The 19,462-nt window shown below is 68.3% G+C and carries 17 protein-coding genes and 1 pseudogene; 9 read left to right on the top strand and 9 right to left on the bottom strand.

The window, feature by feature from the left end; genetic code table 11:
- The first annotated feature begins 170 nt into the window (after positions 1-170).
- Complete coding sequence (locus HUW62_RS35525; RefSeq protein ID WP_163868597.1) at positions 171-485, top strand: hypothetical protein; 315 nt, start codon at positions 171-173, stop codon at positions 483-485.
- Positions 486-626: 141 nt separating this feature from the next.
- Here HUW62_RS35525 and HUW62_RS35520 read toward each other — a convergent pair whose 3' ends face one another.
- Both HUW62_RS35520 and HUW62_RS35515 read right to left on the bottom strand, forming a co-directional pair.
- Positions 627-2,153 carry a Fic family protein gene (locus HUW62_RS35520; protein WP_176436947.1) on the bottom strand — a complete coding sequence of 509 codons (1,527 nt, stop codon included), beginning with the start codon at positions 2,151-2,153 and terminating at the stop codon, positions 627-629.
- Between the two features lie 298 nt (positions 2,154-2,451).
- On the bottom strand, positions 2,452-3,015 hold the full coding sequence (locus HUW62_RS35515; protein WP_163868595.1) for a DJ-1/PfpI family protein: 564 nt from the start codon (positions 3,013-3,015) through the stop codon (positions 2,452-2,454).
- Between the two features lie 89 nt (positions 3,016-3,104).
- Here HUW62_RS35515 and HUW62_RS35510 point away from each other — a divergent pair, with 89 nt between their 5' ends.
- From HUW62_RS35510 to HUW62_RS35485, 6 genes are all read left to right on the top strand, one after another.
- On the top strand, positions 3,105-3,824 hold the full coding sequence (locus HUW62_RS35510; protein WP_163868594.1) for a FadR/GntR family transcriptional regulator: 720 nt from the start codon (positions 3,105-3,107) through the stop codon (positions 3,822-3,824).
- Between the two features lie 52 nt (positions 3,825-3,876).
- Complete coding sequence (locus tag HUW62_RS35505) at positions 3,877-5,259, top strand: FAD-linked oxidase C-terminal domain-containing protein (protein ID WP_176436946.1); 1,383 nt, start codon at positions 3,877-3,879, stop codon at positions 5,257-5,259.
- A gap of 199 nt (positions 5,260-5,458) precedes the next feature.
- Positions 5,459-5,854: a YciI family protein gene (locus HUW62_RS35500; protein ID WP_163868593.1), complete on the top strand. Its 396-nt coding sequence runs from the start codon at positions 5,459-5,461 to the stop codon at positions 5,852-5,854.
- A gap of 8 nt (positions 5,855-5,862) precedes the next feature.
- Positions 5,863-7,113: an RNA polymerase sigma factor gene (locus tag HUW62_RS35495; protein WP_217911741.1), complete on the top strand. Its 1,251-nt coding sequence runs from the start codon at positions 5,863-5,865 to the stop codon at positions 7,111-7,113.
- A gap of 131 nt (positions 7,114-7,244) precedes the next feature.
- Positions 7,245-7,889, top strand: a complete 645-nt coding sequence (locus HUW62_RS35490; RefSeq protein WP_176436945.1) for a peptidoglycan-binding domain-containing protein — start codon at positions 7,245-7,247, stop codon at positions 7,887-7,889.
- 3 nt (positions 7,890-7,892) lie between these two features.
- Positions 7,893-8,897, top strand: coding sequence for a hypothetical protein (locus HUW62_RS35485; protein ID WP_176436944.1), 1,005 nt, complete (start codon positions 7,893-7,895; stop codon positions 8,895-8,897).
- On the opposite strand, the gene HUW62_RS35480 is transcribed toward HUW62_RS35485, so the two are convergent.
- Both HUW62_RS35480 and HUW62_RS35475 read right to left on the bottom strand, forming a co-directional pair.
- Positions 8,894-9,667, bottom strand: a complete 774-nt coding sequence (locus HUW62_RS35480) for an alpha/beta fold hydrolase (RefSeq protein ID WP_217911740.1) — start codon at positions 9,665-9,667, stop codon at positions 8,894-8,896. The two genes, HUW62_RS35485 and HUW62_RS35480, sit on opposite strands and share 4 nt — an antisense overlap.
- 205 nt (positions 9,668-9,872) lie before the next feature.
- The gene (locus HUW62_RS35475; RefSeq protein WP_163868589.1) at positions 9,873-11,450 is read right to left on the bottom strand and encodes a serine hydrolase; all 1,578 of its coding nucleotides are present in this window, start codon (positions 11,448-11,450) and stop codon (positions 9,873-9,875) included.
- Positions 11,451-11,715: 265 nt separating this feature from the next.
- On the opposite strand from HUW62_RS35475, the gene HUW62_RS35470 reads away from it, so the two are divergent.
- Together HUW62_RS35470 and HUW62_RS35465 are read left to right on the top strand one after the other, a co-directional pair.
- Positions 11,716-13,623: a phosphodiester glycosidase family protein gene (locus HUW62_RS35470; protein ID WP_176436943.1), complete on the top strand. Its 1,908-nt coding sequence runs from the start codon at positions 11,716-11,718 to the stop codon at positions 13,621-13,623.
- Between the two features lie 123 nt (positions 13,624-13,746).
- Entirely contained in the window at positions 13,747-14,367 is a 621-nt protein-coding gene (locus HUW62_RS35465; protein WP_176436942.1) for a hypothetical protein, read from the top strand.
- Positions 14,368-14,441: 74 nt separating this feature from the next.
- On the opposite strand, the gene epsA is transcribed toward HUW62_RS35465, so the two are convergent.
- From epsA to HUW62_RS35440, 5 genes and pseudogenes are all read right to left on the bottom strand, one after another.
- On the bottom strand, positions 14,442-15,254 hold the full coding sequence (gene epsA, locus HUW62_RS35460; protein ID WP_163868582.1) for an exopolysaccharide biosynthesis glycosyltransferase EpsA: 813 nt from the start codon (positions 15,252-15,254) through the stop codon (positions 14,442-14,444).
- Entirely contained in the window at positions 15,251-17,506 is a 2,256-nt protein-coding gene (epsB, locus tag HUW62_RS35455; RefSeq protein WP_176436941.1) for a GH44 family glycoside hydrolase EpsB, read from the bottom strand. The genes epsA and epsB overlap by 4 nt, the downstream gene beginning before the upstream one ends.
- Before the next feature lie 37 nt (positions 17,507-17,543).
- On the bottom strand, positions 17,544-18,104 hold the full coding sequence (epsC, locus tag HUW62_RS35450) for a serine O-acetyltransferase EpsC (protein ID WP_368670559.1): 561 nt from the start codon (positions 18,102-18,104) through the stop codon (positions 17,544-17,546).
- 2 nt (positions 18,105-18,106) lie between these two features.
- Positions 18,107-19,135 (bottom strand): exopolysaccharide biosynthesis glycosyltransferase EpsD, encoded by a 1,029-nt coding sequence (gene epsD, locus HUW62_RS35445; RefSeq protein WP_176436940.1) that lies wholly within the window; start codon positions 19,133-19,135, stop codon positions 18,107-18,109.
- Positions 19,132-19,462: pseudogene (locus HUW62_RS35440) on the bottom strand (hypothetical protein); the annotation flags it as partial. The gene epsD and the pseudogene HUW62_RS35440, both read right to left, overlap by 4 nt.

Genomic DNA, 19,462 nt, shown 5'->3' with positions numbered 1-19,462 from the left:
GGGTGGGGGCGTCCTCGGCCATGGCTCGGGCGGGCGAGGATAGCGCACCCGCCCGAGCATGGCCCCGTGCGGCTCGGGCTCAAGGGGCCGCGCGACTTTTTCTGGGGCGCTGGGTTGGTACTTCCATACAGCGCGAGCCGGCCCGGCCGGCCCGCGACAGGAGGACTGCCATGAAGAAGAACCTGTGGGCCGTGGGGACGTTGGTGCTGGGGCTGTTGGTGGCGCTTCCCGCGAGCGCGGCGAAGGCGGACCGTCGGCAGGTGAGCCAGCAGGCGCGCATCGTCCAGGGCGTGAAGAGCGGGGAGCTGACGGGGCGCGAGGCGGTGCGGCTCCAGCATCAGCACCGGGAGCTCCGGCGGGATATCCGCCAGGCGCGCGCGGATGACGGCCGGCTCGATGCACGGGAGCGCGCGAGCATCCAGCGCGAGCAGAACCAGCTCAACCGCCGCATCTACCGCCAGAAGCACGACGGTCAGTCGCGCTAGGTCTCCGGGCGCGGCGGAGTGAAGCCCTGTTCGTGAAGCACAGTCAGATGTCCTGCGTTCCGACGGAGACACAGAGCAGGTGGGGTGGACGCCGTGGTCTCTCGGGGGAGGGGCCACGGCGTTCTGCTGTGTGACGGCGGCTCAGGCCACAGGGGCCTTGGCACGAGGCATCAGGTACTTCTGGACGACCTTCTCCAGTGCATGGACCTCTTTGTCGGTCAGGTTGCTGAAGTATCTGGTGCGCTTCTGCTTGGACAAGTGCCCTCCATTCTGGAGGCAGAACTGGACGAAGCGGTTGCGCAGCGTGTCCGGCATCTCGACGATGCCGTCGAGTTTCGGGCGGGCCTCACGGTAGCGGACGACGAAGTCCAACTCGTCGCGGAACTCCGTACGGATGGTCTCTTCCGTCCAGCGGTAGAGGTCCTCCGCCATGCGCGTGAAGTCGACGTAGCGATAGAAGCCGCTCGTCTTGCCCTTCACCGTCAGGAGTCCCTTCTCGTTCACCGCGTAGTCGATGAGCTTCATCAGCGGCTTGGAGAAGGACTCGAGGCATGCGTCGTACTGGTCCTTCCTCTGCAACATGACCGCGGAGATGGGGAAGATGAGCCCCTGAGGGGTGAACCCGGCCCTGGAGAGGATGTAGTGGATGAGCAGTCTGTGGAGTCGTCCATTGCCGTCCTCGAAAGGGTGGATGAAGACGAAGCCAAAGGAGATGGCGGCCGCATGAACGATGGGGTCCACGCTGGAAGCCATCATTCGGTCCAGTGAGGACAGCAGTCCCGCCATCAATCGCGGGACCATCTTGCGCTGTGGCGGAATGAAATGGACACGCTGCCGCAGACCTACGCCGACGGACTCTCCGACATAGTTCTGCTCTTCGCGGTAACCCTTCTCCGCGAAGCGTTCCACGATGACATTCTGCATGTGGACCAGCGCGGCCTCGTCCAGGGACTCCCACGCTGGGAGCTCACGCAGGAGGGAGACGAACCGCGCGGCGCGTTGCTGGCTGGGGGTCTCCCGCTCGATGTTGAAAGAGGAGCGGGTCTCCTTGGTGTAGAGGTAGTCGACGGCGCGGCGGAGGGCATCGACGTCGTAGGACTGAACGATGAGCGCCGCCTCGTTCGCGAGCCGCTTCGCCTCGAACTCCTGAAGGATGGGCGTACGGCGCACCATGGGGCAGAGGTCCACATTGCCCAGGAGGTTGTCGCGCACGCGATGTCGCCGGCTCTTGATGGGCGCCGCTGTGTAGTAGCGCTTCGGGTCAAGCAACTCGACGTAGTTGCCCGTGGTCACGTCCTCGAGTGGAAGCCGGCGCCCCGTGAGGAACTCATAGAGAAACCAGAGCCGACGGGTGTTCTGACCAGTGGGGCGTGCCTGGATGTGGCGTGACAGCTCGTCCTCGAAAGGTCCCTGGTTCACCGCGCGGAACAATGCGGCGAGCACCTCCAGGGAGATGCCTTCGTGCTTGAGCGCGAACTCCAAGTGGTCACAAAGCGCTGGACCCGGGTCGTATGAACTCGGGTAGGTGACGAACTCGCGCCCGTTGCTGCTCCGCACATGCTTGACCGAGCCCGCGCAGGCCGAGAGCTGATGGGGAGGCACGACATCGAGGCCATGATCCGCGATGGCTTTCGCGTACCCGATGGGGATGCCTCTGCTCAGGAACATGGGGCCCCCTTCAAGCGAGGGTAGGTTTTTGACCTGCCTTTTTCAGCGGATTGCAGGCGCGCAGTGCTTTGAAGAACCGATAGGGCCGGCACTATCCCCTATGAATCTGTTAGAAGATTGCGGAAATCGTTAGAAAACGCCCCCTCGCCCCCAAAATCATTACAAAAGCGAGGCCGATGGGAGAGCAGCCGGGCTGAAAGGCCCTTGCTCGAATTCCTGCACCACAAACGAAGAAGGCCCCCACTTGGGAGGCCTCCAGGTGCCAGCGGACTGGCTGCTTCGCTTCAGCGACGGCGGCTCAGGCCACGGGGGCCTTGGCGCGCAGAATCTTCATGAACTCTCGCATCCAGGCCGGGTGGTCCGGCCAGGCGCGTGCGGAGACCATGTTCCCGTCGACGACGGCGGAGGAGTCGATGAACTCCGCGCCGGCGCCCCGCACGTCGAGCTGCAGTGCGGGATACGCGGCGCTCTTGCGGCCCTTGAGGACACCGACCGCGGTGAGCAGCAGCGGGCCATGGCAGATGTGGGCCACGGGTTGGTTCTTCTCGAAGAAGTGCCGGACGATGCGCTGGCAGTCGGCGTCGTTGCGGATGTACTCGGGGGCACGTCCGCCGGGGATGACGAGCGCCACATAGTCGGCCGGCTTCACCTCCGAGAAGGCCAGGTCGGCCTGCCACGTGTAGCCAGGCTTCTCCGTGTACGTGTCGAAGCCGTCCACGAAGTCATGCACCACGAACTGGAGCTTCTTCTTCGACGGGGCCGCGAGGTGGACCTCGTAACCCTCCTCCAGCAGCCGCTGGTACGGGTACAGCACCTCCAGGGACTCCGCCGCGTCGCCTGCAAGCATCAGGACCTTGGCCATGAATGTCGCCTCCGATGAGGGTCTGAACGAACGACCGGCGTATCGTCACCGCTGGTCTGACCATCAGTCAATCAGGTAGTCTGTCCGCCATGGTTTCCGGACGGACGTTCCAGGCGGTGGTTCGTAACCCCTTGTATCTCCAGGTGGCGGAGCGGATTCGGGAGGCCATCCTGAGCGGCGGGATGCCACCGGGGGACTCGCTGCCACCGGAGCGGGAGCTTGCGGAGCAGTTCGGGGTGAGCCGGGCCTCGGTGCGCGAAGCCCTCCGGGCGCTCCAGGCCCAGGGGTTGGTGGTGGGCAAGGGGAAGGGGCTGGTGGCCAGGGCGGCGAGCGGGCTGCTGAGCGAGGCGCTGACGCACGTGGTGCGGCTGCGGCTGGCATCGCTGGAGGACCTGGTCGACCTGCGGTGCGTGCTGGAGTCAGCGGCGCTGGAGCGGGCGGCGCGGCGCGCGGATCGAACGCACCTGGACGCGGCGCGTGCGGCGCTGGACGAGATGCGGCGGCCGGGCGTCACGGCGGAGTCGTTCCACGAAGCGGACGTGCGCTTCCATGTGGAGCTGGTGGCGGCGTCCGGCAACCGGGCCATGCACCTGGTGATGCTCGCGCTGCGAGATGCGATGGCGAGACACCTGCTCGACGCGCTGGGGACTGAAGGGCCAGACGTGCTCAAGCGGCTCGCGGATGAACACGCGACCATGTTGGACGCGGTGGAGCGGGGCGATGCGGCGGGTGCCGCCGCGCTGCTGCGCGAGCACATCGAGGGCTTCTATCGTGCGTCTGTCTCCGTACCGATGGAGACCGCGCGATGAGCGGACTGGCGCCGTGTGCCTTCACGGCCACCCCAAGTCAGGAGGCCGCCCCGTGACGGCCAACAGAAACGCAACCCTGTTGCGAGAGCTTGCGGCGGTACTCCCCCCCGAAGCGCTCGTCACCGACGCGGACATCCTCGACGCGCACCGCAGGGACCAGGCCGAGTGGGCTCCCGCCGGAGTCCCCCAGGTCCTCGTGCGCGCCACGTGCACGGATGACGTGCGCGCGGTGATGCGCATCGCCTCGGCACACCGAATCCCCGTGGTGCCGCGCGGCGCGGGCTCCGGACTGTCCGGTGGGGCGAACGCGCTCGATGGGTGCATCGTCCTGTCGCTGATGCGGATGAACCGCGTGCTGGAGGTCGACGCGAAGGGGATGCTCGCCGTCGTGCAGCCCGGTGTGTTGAACGCGGAGGTGAAGGCCGCGGCGGCGGCGCACGGACTCTGGTACGCGCCAGACCCGGCGAGCTGGGAGTTCTCCAGCCTGGGTGGCAACCTGGCCACCAACGCGGGCGGCCTGTGCTGCGTGAAGTACGGCGTGACAGGGGACGCGGTGCTGGGGCTCGAAGTGGTGCTCGCGGATGGCTCGGTGGTGCGCACGGGCGGGCGCACGGTGAAGAACGTGGCGGGCTATGACCTGACGCGCCTGTTCGTCGGCTCGGAGGGCACGCTGGGCGTCATCACCGAGGCGACGCTGAAGCTGCGCCCCAAGCCGCCGAAGGCGACGACGCTGGTGGCCACCTTCCCCACGCTCGGGGGCGCGGGAGCGGCCGTCACGGACATCATGGCGCGCACGCGCCCGTCGATGCTGGAGCTGATGGACCAGCCCACGTGTCGAGCCGTGGAGGCCTACAAGCCGCTGGGGTTGGACGTGGACGCCGCCGCGTTCCTCCTGGCGCGCTCGGACGCGGGCGGCGAGCAGGGCGTGGCGGAAATCGAGGCCATGGCGGCCTGCTGCGACGCCACCGGGGCGACCTTTGTCACGCACTCGTCGGACGAAGCCGAGGGCGAGCTGCTCCTCACCGCGCGCCGCCTCGCGTACCCCGCGCTGGAGCGGCAGGGCGCCACGCTGCTGGACGACGTGGGCGTGCCGCTGTCGCGAATCCCGGAGCTGCTCGCCGCCGTCGAGCGCATCGCCGCCGACCGGGGCGTCCTCGTGGGCACCTTCGGCCACGCGGGGGATGGGAACATGCACCCCACCGTCGTCTTCGACCGTCAGGACGCGGCGGCGCTGGAGCGGGCGCGAGGAGCATTCGACGACATCCTCGGCGCCGCGTTGGACCTGGGCGGCACCATCACCGGAGAGCACGGAGTGGGCGCGCTCAAGCAGCCCTTCCTGGGCCGGCAGCTCGGGGAGGAGGGGCTGCGCCTGCACCGCCGCCTGAAGGGCGCGATGGACCCCTTGGGCATCCTCAATCCGGGCAAGGTGCTCTGAAATCCACCCCTCGACGCGTCGCGCCGGACGTCGACGCGCCGCGCATTTCTCGTGGGATTACGCACGGTTGTTCCACTGACCTGGGAGGTCGGTCGAATATCTTCAAAAAGGATGTCGAGACCTCGCCCCTGGCTCCGACATCCGGATGAACGCGCGCCAATGAAGGAGCGCGGGTGCCACGAGAAAGAGGGAGCTCCCCATGAAGTACATGCTCATGATGAACACGCCGACGGGCGGTGCGTACCAGGTCGCCACCTGGCCGAAGAAGGACCTCCAGGCGCACATCGGCTTCATGATGAACTTCGCGAAGAAGCTCGGAGCCGCCGGTGAGCTGGTGGGCGCCGAGGGCCTCGCGGGGCCCGACCAGGCGAAGCGCGTGCGTGCTGGCGAGGACGGCAAGCCCATCACCGACGGCGTGTTCCCGGAGTCGAAGGAGTTCCTGGCGGGCTACTGGATTGTCGAAGTGGACAGCCCCGAGCGCGCCTACGCCATCGCCGCCGAGGCCTCCGCCGCCCCCGGGCCTGGCGGCAAGCCGCTCAACCTGTCCATCGAAGTGCGGCAGGTGATGAGCGGTCCTCCCCCCGACACGATGTGAGGGTGACGTTGGAGCCACGTCACCTGGAGCACCTGCTGCGCGAGCACGCGCCGCGGGTGCTGGGCGCCATCATCCGAAAGTTCCGGGACTTCGGAGCCTCGGAGGACGCGGTCCAGGAAGCGCTGCTCGCGGCGGCCTTGCAGTGGCCGCGCGAGGGCGTTCCGGACGACCCGCGTGCCTGGTTGATTCAGGTCGCCTCGAGGCGAATCACGGACCACGTGCGCGCGGAGGCGGCCCGTCGCCATCGCGAGGAGCTGGTGGTCAGCCTGGTGCCACCGGAGCTCCAACTCGTGCTCGCGCTGGACAGCGACGAGGTGACGGGGCGGGACGACGCGCTCGCGTTGCTCTTCACATGCTGTCACCCGGCGCTGACGACGGCGTCGGCGATAGCGCTGACGCTGCGCGCGGTGGGCGGCTTGACGACGGCTGAAATCGCCAAGGCCTTCCTCGTCCCCGAGGCGACGATGGCGCAGCGAATCAGCCGCGCCAAGCAGAGCATCAAGAGCTCCGGGATTCCGTTCCAGAAGCCCACGCCGGAGGAGAGCGCGCAGCGGCTGGGCACGGTGCTGCAGGTGCTCTACCTCATCTTCAACGAGGGCTACACGGCGAGCTCGGGCCCGGAGCTGCACCGCACGGACCTGTCGGGCGAGGCGATTCGCCTGATGCGGCTCTTGCACCTGCTCCTGCCGGAGGACGGCGAGGTGGCGGGACTGCTCGCGCTGATGCTGCTCACGGACGCGCGCCGGAAGGCGAGGACGGGGCCGGAGGGCGAGCTGATTCCGCTCGATGTCCAGGACCGGAGCCTGTGGGACGCGGGGATGATTGCGGAGGGCGTCGCGCTCATCTCCGCGACGCTGTCGAAGGGCTCGGTGGGGATGTACCAGGTGCAGGCGGCCATCGCGGCCGTGCATGACGAGGCGGCGCGCGCGGAGGACACCGACTGGCCGCAGGTGCTGGCGCTCTACGAGGTGTTGATGCGCCTGTCCGACAACCCCATGGTGGAGCTCAACCACGCCATCGCGACGGCGATGGTGCAGGGGCCGGAGGTGGGGTTGGCGCTGGTGAAGAAGCTCGACGCGGAGGGGCGGTTGGAGGGGAGCCATCGGCTCGACGCGGTGCGTGCACATCTGCTGGAGCGGGCGGGCAGGCACGCGGCGGCGGTGGTGCACTACCGGAAGGCGGCGGAGCGCACGACGAGCCTTCCGGAGCGCAATTATCTGCTGACGCAGGCGGCGAGGCTGAACGACGCGGGGGCGTAGGCGGTGTGGACCCGGGTGTGTCGCGGGAAAGCCCCTATGCCCTGAGGTGCATGCCGCGAAATGCCGGGCCTCGGCTAGCGTTCCTGAGCGGTGGAGGAGTTGGGGCTCTTTCATCGACGAGGGGGAAGACCATGTCCACCACCCATGTCATCCGACGTGGTGAGTGCATGTTGTTGGTCGCGCGGCGCTACGGAATCCTGGACTACCGGCAGGTCTACGAGCATCCGGCCAATGCGGAGCTGCGTCGCAAGCGGCCCAATCCGAGCGTGCTCTATCCCGGCGACACGGTGGTGATTCCGGAGCCACGTCCGAGTCAGATGCCGCTCTACACCGGGTTGCCGCGTCCCTTCACGCTCGATGCGGCGAGTGCCCGGTACCTGCGGGTCGAGCTGCGGGATGACGTGGGCGCGCCGTTGGCGAGCAAGCCCTATCTCCTGCTGTTCGGGCCCCGGGTGGTGGAGGGGGAGACGGACGGCAACGGCCTGTTGGTGCAGCGCGTGCCGCTCAGCGCGAGCCGTGCCGAGCTGGAGTGCGAGGACCAGTGGTGGGAGCTGGAGCTGGGCGCGTTGCGTCCCATGAAGGACGTGCCGGATGACGGAGTCGCGGGGGCGGAGGCGAGGCTCATCAACCTGGGGTACGCGCTGGAGCCGACGGGGCGGATGACGCTGGAGCTGCGCAGCGCGCTCCGAGCCTTCCAGCACCGCACGGGCCTGTCCGTCACGGGGCGGCTGGACGCGGAGACATCGAGACATCTCGAACTGTTGCACGGGAGCTGAGTCATGACGGCGAAGGTGGCGAAGCTGCGAGGCATGCCGGAGCAGGGGGCGCCGAGGAAGGTGTCGGTGGCGACGGCACCAGAGCGGGAGGCGCACCACGCGACGCTGCGCGAGGTGCAGTGCACGGACTGCGCGGTGGGGCTCTTGCGTCAGTACGTGAGCGCGAGTCTACGCAGCCAGCGGAAGGTGGACCTGGTGCACCGACGGTTCCACTTGAGGGGGGACGAGGAGCTGGAGTTGTCGCGGACGACGCCCCTCGCGCTCCAGCTCGTGGGCCTGCGTCGGGAGGGTGGCATCTCCGAGGGGTGCGAGGACCTGCTGCTCGTGCTCTATGACCCCGCGCTGCTCGTCGACGCGGACAGGCCCGTGCTGGATGCGGAGGGGCTGCGCGAGGAGAACGTGAGGGATGCGCAGGAGTACGTGGACATGGTGTTGGCGGACCCGGTGCACTCGCCACCGAGGGGCTGGCCGTTTCCCGGCGTGGATGTCTCCTGTCCGAAGTGCAAGCACTGGCGCGTGGCGGTGTTCCCCATGACGACGGAGACCGCGTGCGGAGGGACGGATGCCTGCGTGAGTGAGATTGCGCCCGGCATCTACAACGCGCACTTCCGCATCGCGCCACACGCGGAGGACGCGTCGTCGCCCGTGCTGAGCCTCGCGGAGGACGCGATACCCGTGAGGCGGCGTCATCCCACCGCCGAGCTGCTCGGCACGGCGAGCTCCGCGACCTTCCTTCCATCTGGAGCCAGAGACACCGGTGAGGAGGCCCGTCAGGTGTTCCGCTCACAAGAGGACTTCGAGACCTTCTTGAGGCTGGCGATGCTGTCGAAGCGAGCGCTCTGTCCCACACGCAAGGCGAGCTGTGCCGTGGCATCCGGGTGCTCGACCCGGACGCAGGGCCTGGAACCCTGCGACTCCGGAGCGTGTGGCTTCCGGTTCGACTACGTGCAGGCCGAGACGACCCGCGCGAATCTGGAGACGCTCGTGGCCCGACTGGGTGGGCCCTAGTTACGAACGGTAGCGTGCTCCTTGGCCCAGTTGAGCGCCAGGTCCGCGACGGCCTCCCAGCCCGGCTGCGCCACGGTGTAGTGCGAGCGGCCCTTCAGCTCCACGTACTCCGTCACCGCCTTCGCCTTCGCCTTCGCGTAGCGCTTCACGTTCTCCCGCTGGATTTTCGCCGGCAGGATGATGTCCGAGTCACCCGAGAGGAACAGCAGCGGGGCGCGCTCGTCGTTCTTCAGATTGACGGTGACTTCGGAGTGCGGCGTCAGGTTGGCGAGGGCGCCCTGGAAGAGCGCGCGGCCCGAGCCCGGCACGTACTGCGTGCGGTACACCTCGTCCGACTCCTCCTGCGTCAGCGTGTTGGTGAAGGCGTAGTGGAACTGCTCGGGCGTCATCGGCGCGGGGCGGTTGACGTTGGCGGGGTTGAGCAGCGTGGACGCCGTCGACTTGATGGTGGTGAACGGCAGCGTGTAGACGCCCTTCACCGGCGCGGAGTGGATGGCGACGCCCGCGGCGCCCACGCCACGGTCCAACAGCATCTGCACGAAGGCGCCGCCGTAGGAGTGGCCCATGAGGATGGGCGGGGTGGGCAGCGCGCGGATGATGCGCTCGTAGTGGTCGACAATCTGCTTCACGCGCAGGTTCTCCAGCGGCGTCGGGTCCTTCTGGAGCGCTTCCACGCCGACTTCGAGGCCGGGCCAGGAAGGGGCGATGACGCGGTAGCCGCCTTCGTGAATCGGTCCATCCACCCCGGCCAGCTTCGGGGCGTCATCCACATGCCGTGGACGAGGACGATGGTGTCGGGCTGGGTCTTCTGGACGGTGGCGCTCATGGCGTACTCCCTCTTGGGTTCACCGCGTCTCGCGCGGCGTGCGTTGCTGACAAGAGGAACAGTAGAGACCTGGGCCGCCGCGAAAAATGGGGCGCCGGGCAGAGGACTGTTTCCGCAACAGAAACAATCCTCCGCGAGAGGAGCGCCCGCTACTTCGAGGCCGCGCCCAGCTTCTCCAGCATCTTCACGGCGTTGTCGTTCTTCGGGTTCAGCTCGAGCGCCTTCTTGTAGGACCGGATGGCGTCGTCCTTCCGGCCGGCCTCGGCGTAGCCCTCGCCCAGGCTGTCGTGGACGTTGGCGTTCGTGGGGTACAGCTCCACGTTGGCCTCGAACATCTTCAGCGCGTCGGGCACCTTGCCCGAGCGCAGCAGGCTGTAGCCGAGCTCGTTGAGGACGTCTGGGGTCACCTGGGTGTCCTCCTTCGTGGCGGTGCTCTTGCGCGTCTTGAACCAGGTGAGCGCGGCGTCAGTACCCTTGAGGCGCGCCAGCAGGTCCGTCGTCATGCCGATGCTGTCAGGAGTGGTGGTGTAGCCCTTCCAGCCGTACTCGGCCATCACGCTCGCGATGACGCGGTCGAAGAGGCGCGAGCCGTCATCCGAGTTGGTCATGACGGCCACGCCGCTGCCCGACTCGAAGCCCATGAGGAAGCAGCGATAGCCCTCGTTCCCTCCGCCGTGACCAAACCATTCCTGTCCGGGCCGACGCATGAAGCCGATGCCGAACGCCTCCGACTGGCGGGTGAGCATCTGCTTCGCCATCGCCTGGGACACCACGCGGCGGGACTGGCCCTTCGTCGCCTTGGACATCTCCAGCGCGACGCGCGCGAGGTCCGACGGCGTCGTCCACAGGCCGGCGGGAGCCATCTCCGGGTAGGTGTGCCAGCGACCCTCGACGCTCTTTCCACCGGAGTAGGTGCCGCTGGCGGCGAGGGGCTCCAGCTCCTTGGGCAGGGGCTGCTCGAAGGTGCTGTTCTTCATGCCGAGCGGCGCGAGCACGGTCTCCTTCATGATGACGGGGAAGGGCTTCTTGAGCTGGTCCACGAGCATCTGCTGGACGATGGTGGTGCCGCCGCCGCTGTAGCGCGTCAGCGTGCCGGGCACGGTGTCCACGCGCACGGCGGACGAGTTCGCGGGCTTCTCGCCATCCAATACCTGCTGCGTGGTGGGCACGGGCATGTTGCTGGCGTAGCCGCCGAAGCCGCTCGTCGTCGTGCCCGCGCTGTGCGAGAGCAGCCGGCGCAGCGTCACCTTCTGCTCCTTCGTGAACTCGTTGTCCGGCACCTTCCATGAGATGAGCGTGTCGTTGATGTTCGCGTCGAGCGACCACTTGCGCTTCTCCGCGTGGTGCATCGCCGCCATCGCCGTCACGGGCTTGCTGATGGACGCGGCCTGGAAGAGCGTGTCGATGGTGACGGCCTCGGTGCCGCCCGCGTGCTTCACGCCATACGCCTTGGCCCACACGAGCGAGCCCTTGTCGAACACGGCGATGCTCACGCCGGGCACGCCGTACAGCTCCATCCACTGCGTGAGCGACAACTGGCGCGGCTCATCGCCGGGAATCGTGATGGGGGAGAGGCCCTGTTCGACGCGAGCGATTCGAGCGGCCTCGGTGGGGCGGGCCAGCCACTGCGTCGTGGGCTTGCGGGTGTCGGCGGCGGTGAGGAGGCCCACGGCCGTAAGGCCCGAGAGGGCCACGGAGACGAGGCGGGAGAAAGGTCTGCGGTGCATGGGGGATTTCCTGGTGTGACTCGTGCGGGGTGACGCGTCACCTGAGCCCTACGAGTTTCCCCCGGGTCGCTTGCATGCGCTACGCCGTGCGTCGTCACGGCCTCGTGGAAACCCCCGAGCAGGCGAGCGCCCATGGCCCGTGAGCCGCCGCGCGGGTGTCTCCGGGGTGACAGACCCGCGAGGTACCGCGCGCGTTCCGAACCTGGGAAATCCCCGAACCGAGAATGGGATGACGGTCTCGATTTCCCAGAAGGGTGGGTGACGCATGGGCGGCACGACAGCGATTCGAGGTGGCTCGCCGACGACTTCGTCTGGGGCCTCGGGAGCGGATGCGGCCCGCCGTGCGGAGGAGGCTCGAAGGCGCGCGGAGGCCGCGAGGAAGGGGGCGGAGTCCGCGCGTCGAGCGGCCGAGGAGGCGCGAAGGGCCGCGGAGTCCGCGCGTCGCGCGCAGCAGAAGGCACAAGCGGACGCGGCGAAGGCGACGTCGCGAGCCGAGGCGCCGGGGCAGACTCCGAAAGAGGCCAAGGCTTCGAGGAAGGACGCGGTGGAGGCCCAGCGGGCGGAGAAGCTCTCCGCGCAGCGAGCGGCTCGGGCCGAGGAGGCGCGGCGGGACGCGGAGGAGAAGTCCGCGCGCTCCGCGCAGCGTGCGCAGGGGGCGATGCAGGAGGCGAACACGCAAGCCACCGCGCGGGGCCTGACGCCTCCGTATGACGAGCAGCGCCTCAAGGGCGTCACGTCCAACACGGTGCGGGACACGTCGACGTCGAGCTTCGAGGCTGCTTCAAGCAACGAGCTGCGCGACAAGCTGTTGGGCAACGTGTCGTCGCCGCCGGAGTCATCGGCGCTCTTCACGGCCGAGCGCGCCGCGGAGCTGGACATGTCGCCCGAGCTCCAGTCGATGAGGGTCGCGGACGCGAGCGCGCCGGAGAAGGAGGCGTGGGACCGCTACGACGCGCACGTGAAGAAGGGCCTCGATTTGAAAGACGTCCCAGGGGGCCTGCGCCAGGAGTTTCGCGACGACTACAAAGCGACGACCGAGCGGCTGCAGGACGAGGCGAACAAGGCGTCCGTCGACCGACTGCGGCAGGAGCTGAGCGCCACGCCGGAGGGAAAGGCGGCGCTCGCGGACCTGGATGCGCGCGGGGTCGAAGTGAAGGTGGTGGACGACGCGTCCTATCCGGAGCTTCAGGAGGGCAAGACGACGGATGGCCATGCGTTGCCGGGCAATGGGGATATCACCCTGCGCCGCTCGGCGGCCACGTCGGACGTGTTGCTGCGCGAGGCGCGGAACTCGGCGCGGACGCAGGAGCTGAAGCTGCCGACGACGGCGGAGGATGGGGCGCGGTTGTCCGCGGCGGTGGCGGAGCGAATCAAGGCGAATCCGAGACAGCCGGTGGAGTTCACGGACAACGGCGTGCACCTCGTGGCGATGAAAGGAGCCCAGCCGTCCGTCGTCGAGCATGGGGGCAGCATCCTCGACAACGCGTTGGGGGGCTGGTCGAGGCCGGAGGCGGAGAAGCCCTTCGCCGCGCTGGCGCAGGAAGAGGGGCGCCAGCCCGGGAGCGACACCATCATCAACACCAGTTTCTATGACCGGGCTTTCAGCGGCGACAATCCGGTGGGGCAGGTGATTGAGAACGGGAAGGTGCTTGGGGGTGAGTCGGAACCAGACCGGTTCTACGCGGCGTGGACGTCGAGTGGCCTGAAGTTCGGGCAGGGAGATCCGCCGGCGGATTCGAAGGTGGCGTTTGGTGGGGCGGTGCCGCTCATCATCAACAACACGCCGTACGGCGACGGGAATCAGTACAAGCCAGGGACGTCCTCGACGGCGCCGCTCACGGGAGACCCGGGGGCGTATGCGTCCGACTTGACGCAGCGGAACAACGAGGGCTTCAAGGACCAGGACGAGCGGGGTCCGAACAGTGGAAAGGTCGTCGTCGGGTATGACCGGGAGACGGGCACGACGTATGTCGTCGCTCAGGAGAACGGCGAGAAGCCCGGCAAGACGCTCGCGGAGATTCGCGACGCGCTGGTGAAGCTGGGGGTGGATGACGCGGTGTCCTTCGACGGCTCGGACTCGGCCACGCTGGTGCGGGATGACCAGGTGAAGGTCGAGCCTGGAGCAATCAAGGACCGGACCATTCCCTTCGGGCTGAAGCTGAGCCTGCCGTGAGTTGAGTTGAGGGGGCTCGGGTGTGTGCCGGGTCCCTGAAAAGTAATCACGGATGTAACCGTGTGGGCGCTTCTGGCGAAGAAGGGGTGTCTGTCCCTCATCGCACTTGGAAGGAAGTGACCCGTGAACTCGCTGACCAAGGTGGATGGCCGTTCGAGGATGCAGCAGGGCCCGAAGACGAATGACGCGCAGCGTGCGGACGAGGCGCGCAAGCGGGCGGAGGCGGCCATCAAGGCGGCGAAGGCGGCGCAGGAGGCGGCGAAGCAGGCGCGTCTCCAGGCCGAGGCCGCGAAGAGGGCGGAGGCGCAGGCCTCGCGGGCGCGGGAAGAGGCGGAGAAGAAGGCCAAGAATCCGAAGCAGACGCCGGAGCAGCGGGAAGCTTCGAAGAAGGCGCTCGCGGAGGCGCAGGCGGCGGAGAAGGTCGCCGAGGCGAAGCTGGCCCAGGCGACGGAGAAGTACCAGGCCGCCGTGGGGAAGGAGCTCGAGACCGCTCGTCGCGCGGAGAGGGCCAAGCAGAAGGCGAATGAGGCGGCTGGCGAGGCGGGGCAGAAGCCGCCGTACGGCAACAATCCGGAGATGGGCCCCAACGGGAAGTCGCAGTCGTCCTACGAGAGCGCGCCGGGCCGGCCGGACATGGAGAGGATGATGGGCCGGACGCAGTCCGCGAACGGCATGGGGGCCGAATACTCCTCGGACATGCCGATGATGAAGCGCTCGGAGATGATGCGGTCCGTGAGCATCTGAGCGCCGTGCCGTGCTCGGAAGGCAGGAGGCGCCCCTGCCAACGAGGACACCTCGTGGACGACGTAGCCTGTTGACTACTCCGGCTTCCCACCCGTCCGCTGCCAGAACTCACGGACCAGAATCGTGGCGAAGCGCGAGTCATTCAGGATGTACCGGCGCCACAGGCGCTTGGGTTCATTCACCAGACGGTACAGCCACTCGAAGCCCGCATTGGCAATCCACTGCGGCGCGCGCTTGGCCGTGCCAGCGATGAAGTCGAACCCCGCCCCGATTCCAATCGCCACGGTGGGCCCCAGCTTCCCGGCCACCTGCGAAATCCACACCTCCTGCTTCGGGCTCCCCAACGCCACGAAGAGCAGGTGCGGGTCCTTCTCCCGAATCCTCGCCACAATCGGGTCGTTCTGCGCGTCACCCGCGTCCGTCTTCACCATCGGCGAGTCCCACCCCACCACCTCCACGCCGAACTGCTCGCCCATCTGCTTCGCCACCTTCTCCGCCACCCCAGGGCCCGCGCCGAGCAGGAACACCCGCCATTTGCGCTCCGCCCCCAGCTTCATCAGCGGGAGAATCAAATCCGAGCCGGCGATGCGCTCGGGCAGCGTCACGTCCATCGCCTTCGATGCCCAGACAATCGGCATCCCATCCACCACCGAAATCGTGGCGCGCGAGTACGCCTCGCGGAACTGCGCGTTGTCCTCCGCCAGCACCACGTGGTCCACGTTGGCCGTGAAGACGTAGCCGCCCTGGTGCAAATCGACCAGGCGCCCAATCTGCTGCACGGCGTCCTCGAACGTCAGTTGGTCGATGGCCAACTGCCCGATGTGCAGGCGCGGGCGGCCCGTGGAAAACGGCGTCGGCTTCGGAGTCTCGGGGGTCGCGGCACTCATGGCTTCTTCACCGTCAAATCAAGCACTGTCATCGAGTAGGGCGGCAGCCGCTGCGTCAGCGTACCCGCCGTCTTGCTTCCAGCCGTCTGCTCCAGGAATCCACCCGGCGCGCCCGAATACCCCAGCACGCGCGCACCCTCGAGCGTCCCACAACCCTTCAACTCCACCTTCGCCTGCGCGGCCTGGTCCGGGTCGAAGTTCAACACCACCGCCACCAGCTTCGTCCCCGACTCGTCTCGCGAGGCGAACACGCTGGTGCCCTCCTCCGCCTTCGCCGGCACCCAGTAGTCCTGGAAGTGGCCACCGCGCCCGTCGAAGTCCCTGAACGCTCGAAACGCCCAGAACACCGGGCTGCCATTCGTGGGGTACTGCCAGAAGTAGGCGGAGTAGATGTTCTCCTGCGCGAAGCGCCCCAGCGCCTCGGCCTGCGCCAGTCCGCCGCTCATGTGGCCGAACGCGCCGAAGTTGTACTCGCCGATGGAGATGCTCCGCCCCGGGTAGTTCTGCGCGATCCACTCCTTGAGACGCGGAAGCAGGCGCACGGGCTCGGCAATCCAGGACTCGTCCTTGTACGTCGGGTCCCACAGGCCCCGCGTCGAGCGGATGCGCCGCGCGTTCGTCTCCGGGTCCGTGTTGCCTTCCAACCCCACGCCGACGTTCGTCTGCGGATAGAAGTGCACGTCCACCACGTCGAGGATGCGCACGCCCGTCTTCTTCTCGTGCTCGCGCAACTGCCGCAGGTACCACGGGAGCAGCGGCACATCCCCGTGCGCGCGGCGGTCCGAGTGCGGCGCCTTGCCCGGCGCGAAGTCCGCCGCCGACCAGAGGTAGTTCGTCCAGCCCCACTCGGCCGGGCCCGCGATGAGCGCGTCCGGGTCCGCCTTCCGCACCGCGGTGCCGTACGCAATCGTCCGGGACAACAGCCCGTCGTACGTCAGCGGCTCCGGGAAGACATCCCGGTGCGTCGAGTTCCAGAGCATGGGCTCGTTGTCCAGGATGTACATCCGGACGTTGCGCTCGCCACCGCGCGCCACGTCCCGCTCGCGGATGGTACGGACCCACTCGGCGACGAACTCGGGCGAGGCCTCGGTGCTCGTCTGTGACGGTGCGCCCGGCTTCAGCGGGGTGCCGTCGCGCGTGACGCCGTTGCCGGAGCCGTTGTCCTCGCCGCGCTGCGGGCCGAACTTCGACACCGGGAAGCCCACGGACGTCGTGTCCTTGGCCACCCAGCCGAGCAGCGGCACCGTGACGGCGGACATCATGCCGTGCTTGCGGTTGGAGTCGATGAAGTCCTGGTAGCCCAGGCCGATGTCCACGTTCTGGAAGAACCAGTCGTTGGCCGTGTTCCACGCGCCGCCGAGCTTCCAGTTGTAGCGGGACGTGGGGTTGCCGCCCCAGCGGCGCGTCGTCGCGCCCATGCGGTACTGGTGCTGGTCCTTCTTCTCGCGCAGGCCATCCATGGCGATGCCGTAGATGAGCGGGCTGATGCGGTGGCCCGGCGCGGTGCAGTCGATGGTCAGCTTCGTCTCGCGCCCGGTGCCCTTGCCGGTGCGTCCTCCGCCCGCGGCGAGCGCGGCGGCGACCTCCGGCGGCAGCGGCACCAGCGACACCTTGTCGAAGAGCACCCAGTCGCGCCCCACGTCCTTGGAGGCGCGCAGCACCACGCGGTCGAACGCCTCGCCGCGCGGGTTGAGCAGCTCCATCGGGATGAGGATTTCAGCCCACTCGCCGTCCTTGCGGACCTGGAGCTCGGACGTAATCGGGATGCGCGGGAAGGACGTGGTGCCCTGCGCGTCCAGCCGCACCTCCAGGAACTCGCCGTAGGACTCGGGGGCGCTGAGGCGCAGGGACAGCGCGCCGAACGAGCCCTCCAGCTTCGGGCGGTACAGAATCCACCCGCCATAGTTGAACAGGCGCATGCGCGCCGGAGCGCCCCGAGGCAGCTCGCGCTGCGCCCAGCCGATGTCCTTCCACCCGGTGCCCAGGCCCCCGTCGTAGAGCGTCTCCAGCGTGGCGGCCTTCTCCGTCGGAGCCGCTCCGGAGGCGGGCTTCGAGTCGCCCGTCGCCTGCTGTGCCGAGGGCTTCGTGTCGCCAGCAGCCTTCTGTGCCGTGGGCTCCGCGCCCGAGCCACCAGTGCCGTCGGCCCGAGCCTGGAGTCCCCGCGCCACCGCCACCGAGCCACCGGCGACGAGCGCGCACGTCAACACGGCCGCGCCCGCCTTGCTCCGCGCACCCTTCACACCGTCCACCATGCGTGTCATCTCCCCCGGGCCCGCCGTGAGGCGCGCCTCACAGCACCACGTCGTCGGTGTCCTTGCGCGGGAAGACGCGGGCGGGAATGCCCACGGCCACGCTGTCCGGCGGAACGTCCTGGAGCACCACCGCATTCGCCCCAATCCGCGAGCGCGCGCCAATGCGTATCGGCCCGAGGATGCGCGCCCCGGCCCCAATCCACACATCGTCCTCGATGGTCGGGTAGCCGTTGTCCTTGGCGGTGCCCACGGTGTTGTTGCCGTAGAAGCGCACCCGGTCGCCGATGCGCGCGTCGCCACCAATCACGATGCCCAGGCTGTGCACGAAGTACACGCCCTTGCCGAGCGTGACGTCCTTGCCAATCTCAATCCCCATCACCGCTGTCTGCGCCACGCGCAGCACGTGGTTGACCAGGGGGATGTGGTAGTCGAGCGCGGCCTCGCGGGCGCGGTTGAGCGCGGTGATGCGGTACGAGTCACTGGTGAGCACCATCTGCGCGATGGACTTCGCGCCGGTGTCGCCGTTGTTGGCGGCCTTCGCCAGCTCCAGTGCATCGGAGATCAGCGCGCCGAGCATCGAGCGCTTCGACTTCATGATGTTCATCGAGTCCCTCCGCCCTGGAGGTAGCGAGCAACCTCACGGGCGATGCCAGTCCAGCCACCGGCCTCGTTGCGAGCGCCGCGCAGGTACTCCATCCCGTACACCACCGACGTGCCAGCGAACGCGGCCTTCTCCAGCCCCAGCCTGTCCGCCGCCTTCGCCGCGCTCATCACCGCCCCCGTCAACAGCCGCGTGGCCTGGGGCGCCACCACTGTCGCCGCGAGCAGCGGGCGCGCCAGCGGGTTCGTCTCGAACAACAGCCGCCACGGATTCACGCCGCGCACGTCCGGGTGCTTGCGCGCCACCTGCGTGTCGAACATGCCGTAGCGGTGCGCGCGCTTGAGCCAGCGCTCGAAGGACACGTGGTCGCTGCCGTGCAACACGTAAGCGTCGCTGGCGAAGACGAAGGCGCAGCCTGCCTTCTCCAGGCGCACGCCCAACTCCACGTCCTCGGACTGGCCCAGCGACTTGTCGAAGCCGCCCACGCCCACGTAGTCCGCGCGGTGGAAGGACACGTTGCCGGTGTACAGGTGGTTGCCGTGCGCGCGCGCACCGGGGATGGAGAGCTCCTCCGCCATGCGGTGGTTGAGGTACGCGTACCAGCGCTCGAACAGCGGCATGTCGCCGATGGACGGGTCCGGCCGGATGCGGCCGAGCACCACGTGGCGCGAGCCCTCCGGGTGGTGCGCCAGGTGCCGCTCCAGGAAGTCGTTGGCCACCTGCATGTCGTCGTCGGTGACGAGGACGACCTCTCCGCGCGCGGCCAGCACGCCCCGGTGCCGGGCGGCGGCGGCGCCCGCGTTGGCTTGCACCTCCACGCGCAGGGAGAAGGGCAGCTTCCCCGCGAGGGCGAGCAGCGGCTCCTTCACCGGCTCCTTGGAGCCGTCATCCACCACCACGACTTCGAACCGCTCGGGCGCGAGCGTCTGGGTGGCGAACTGCTCCAGCAGTCGGGAGATGAGGGGGAGCCGGTTGTAGGTGGCGACGACGACGCTGAGACGGGGCGAGGGAGCGTCAGGAGGCGTCATGGCTTCTTCTTCCTGGACGACGAGGCCCGGCCCTTCTTCTTCGGCCGGGGGAAGGTGACGCTGCCCACGAAGCGCTCCGCGCCGATGAACTCCATCGTCTTGTGGGCCGAGCCGAAGTCCGTCTCCCCCAGGGTGACACACAGGAGGACGCCATCGGAGGCGAGCGCCAGGGGGAGGCTGGCGGGGCGGGTGAGGACGGAGTCGATGACGGCGATGACTCGCTCACCCCGGGCGACGCGCTCGCGCAGCTCCAACACGCGACGGGGCGCGTCCGCGGGGGAGATGCTGGTGGCGTCTTCCAGGTGGATCTTCTGCGTGGCCGCGTAC

Source organism: Myxococcus sp. AM011 (genome assembly GCF_013372595.1).
GTDB classification, from domain to species: Bacteria; Myxococcota; Myxococcia; order Myxococcales; family Myxococcaceae; genus Myxococcus; species Myxococcus eversor.
The sequence above is the reverse complement of the archived record's forward strand: the minus strand, read 5'-3'. Positions and strand labels throughout refer to the sequence as shown.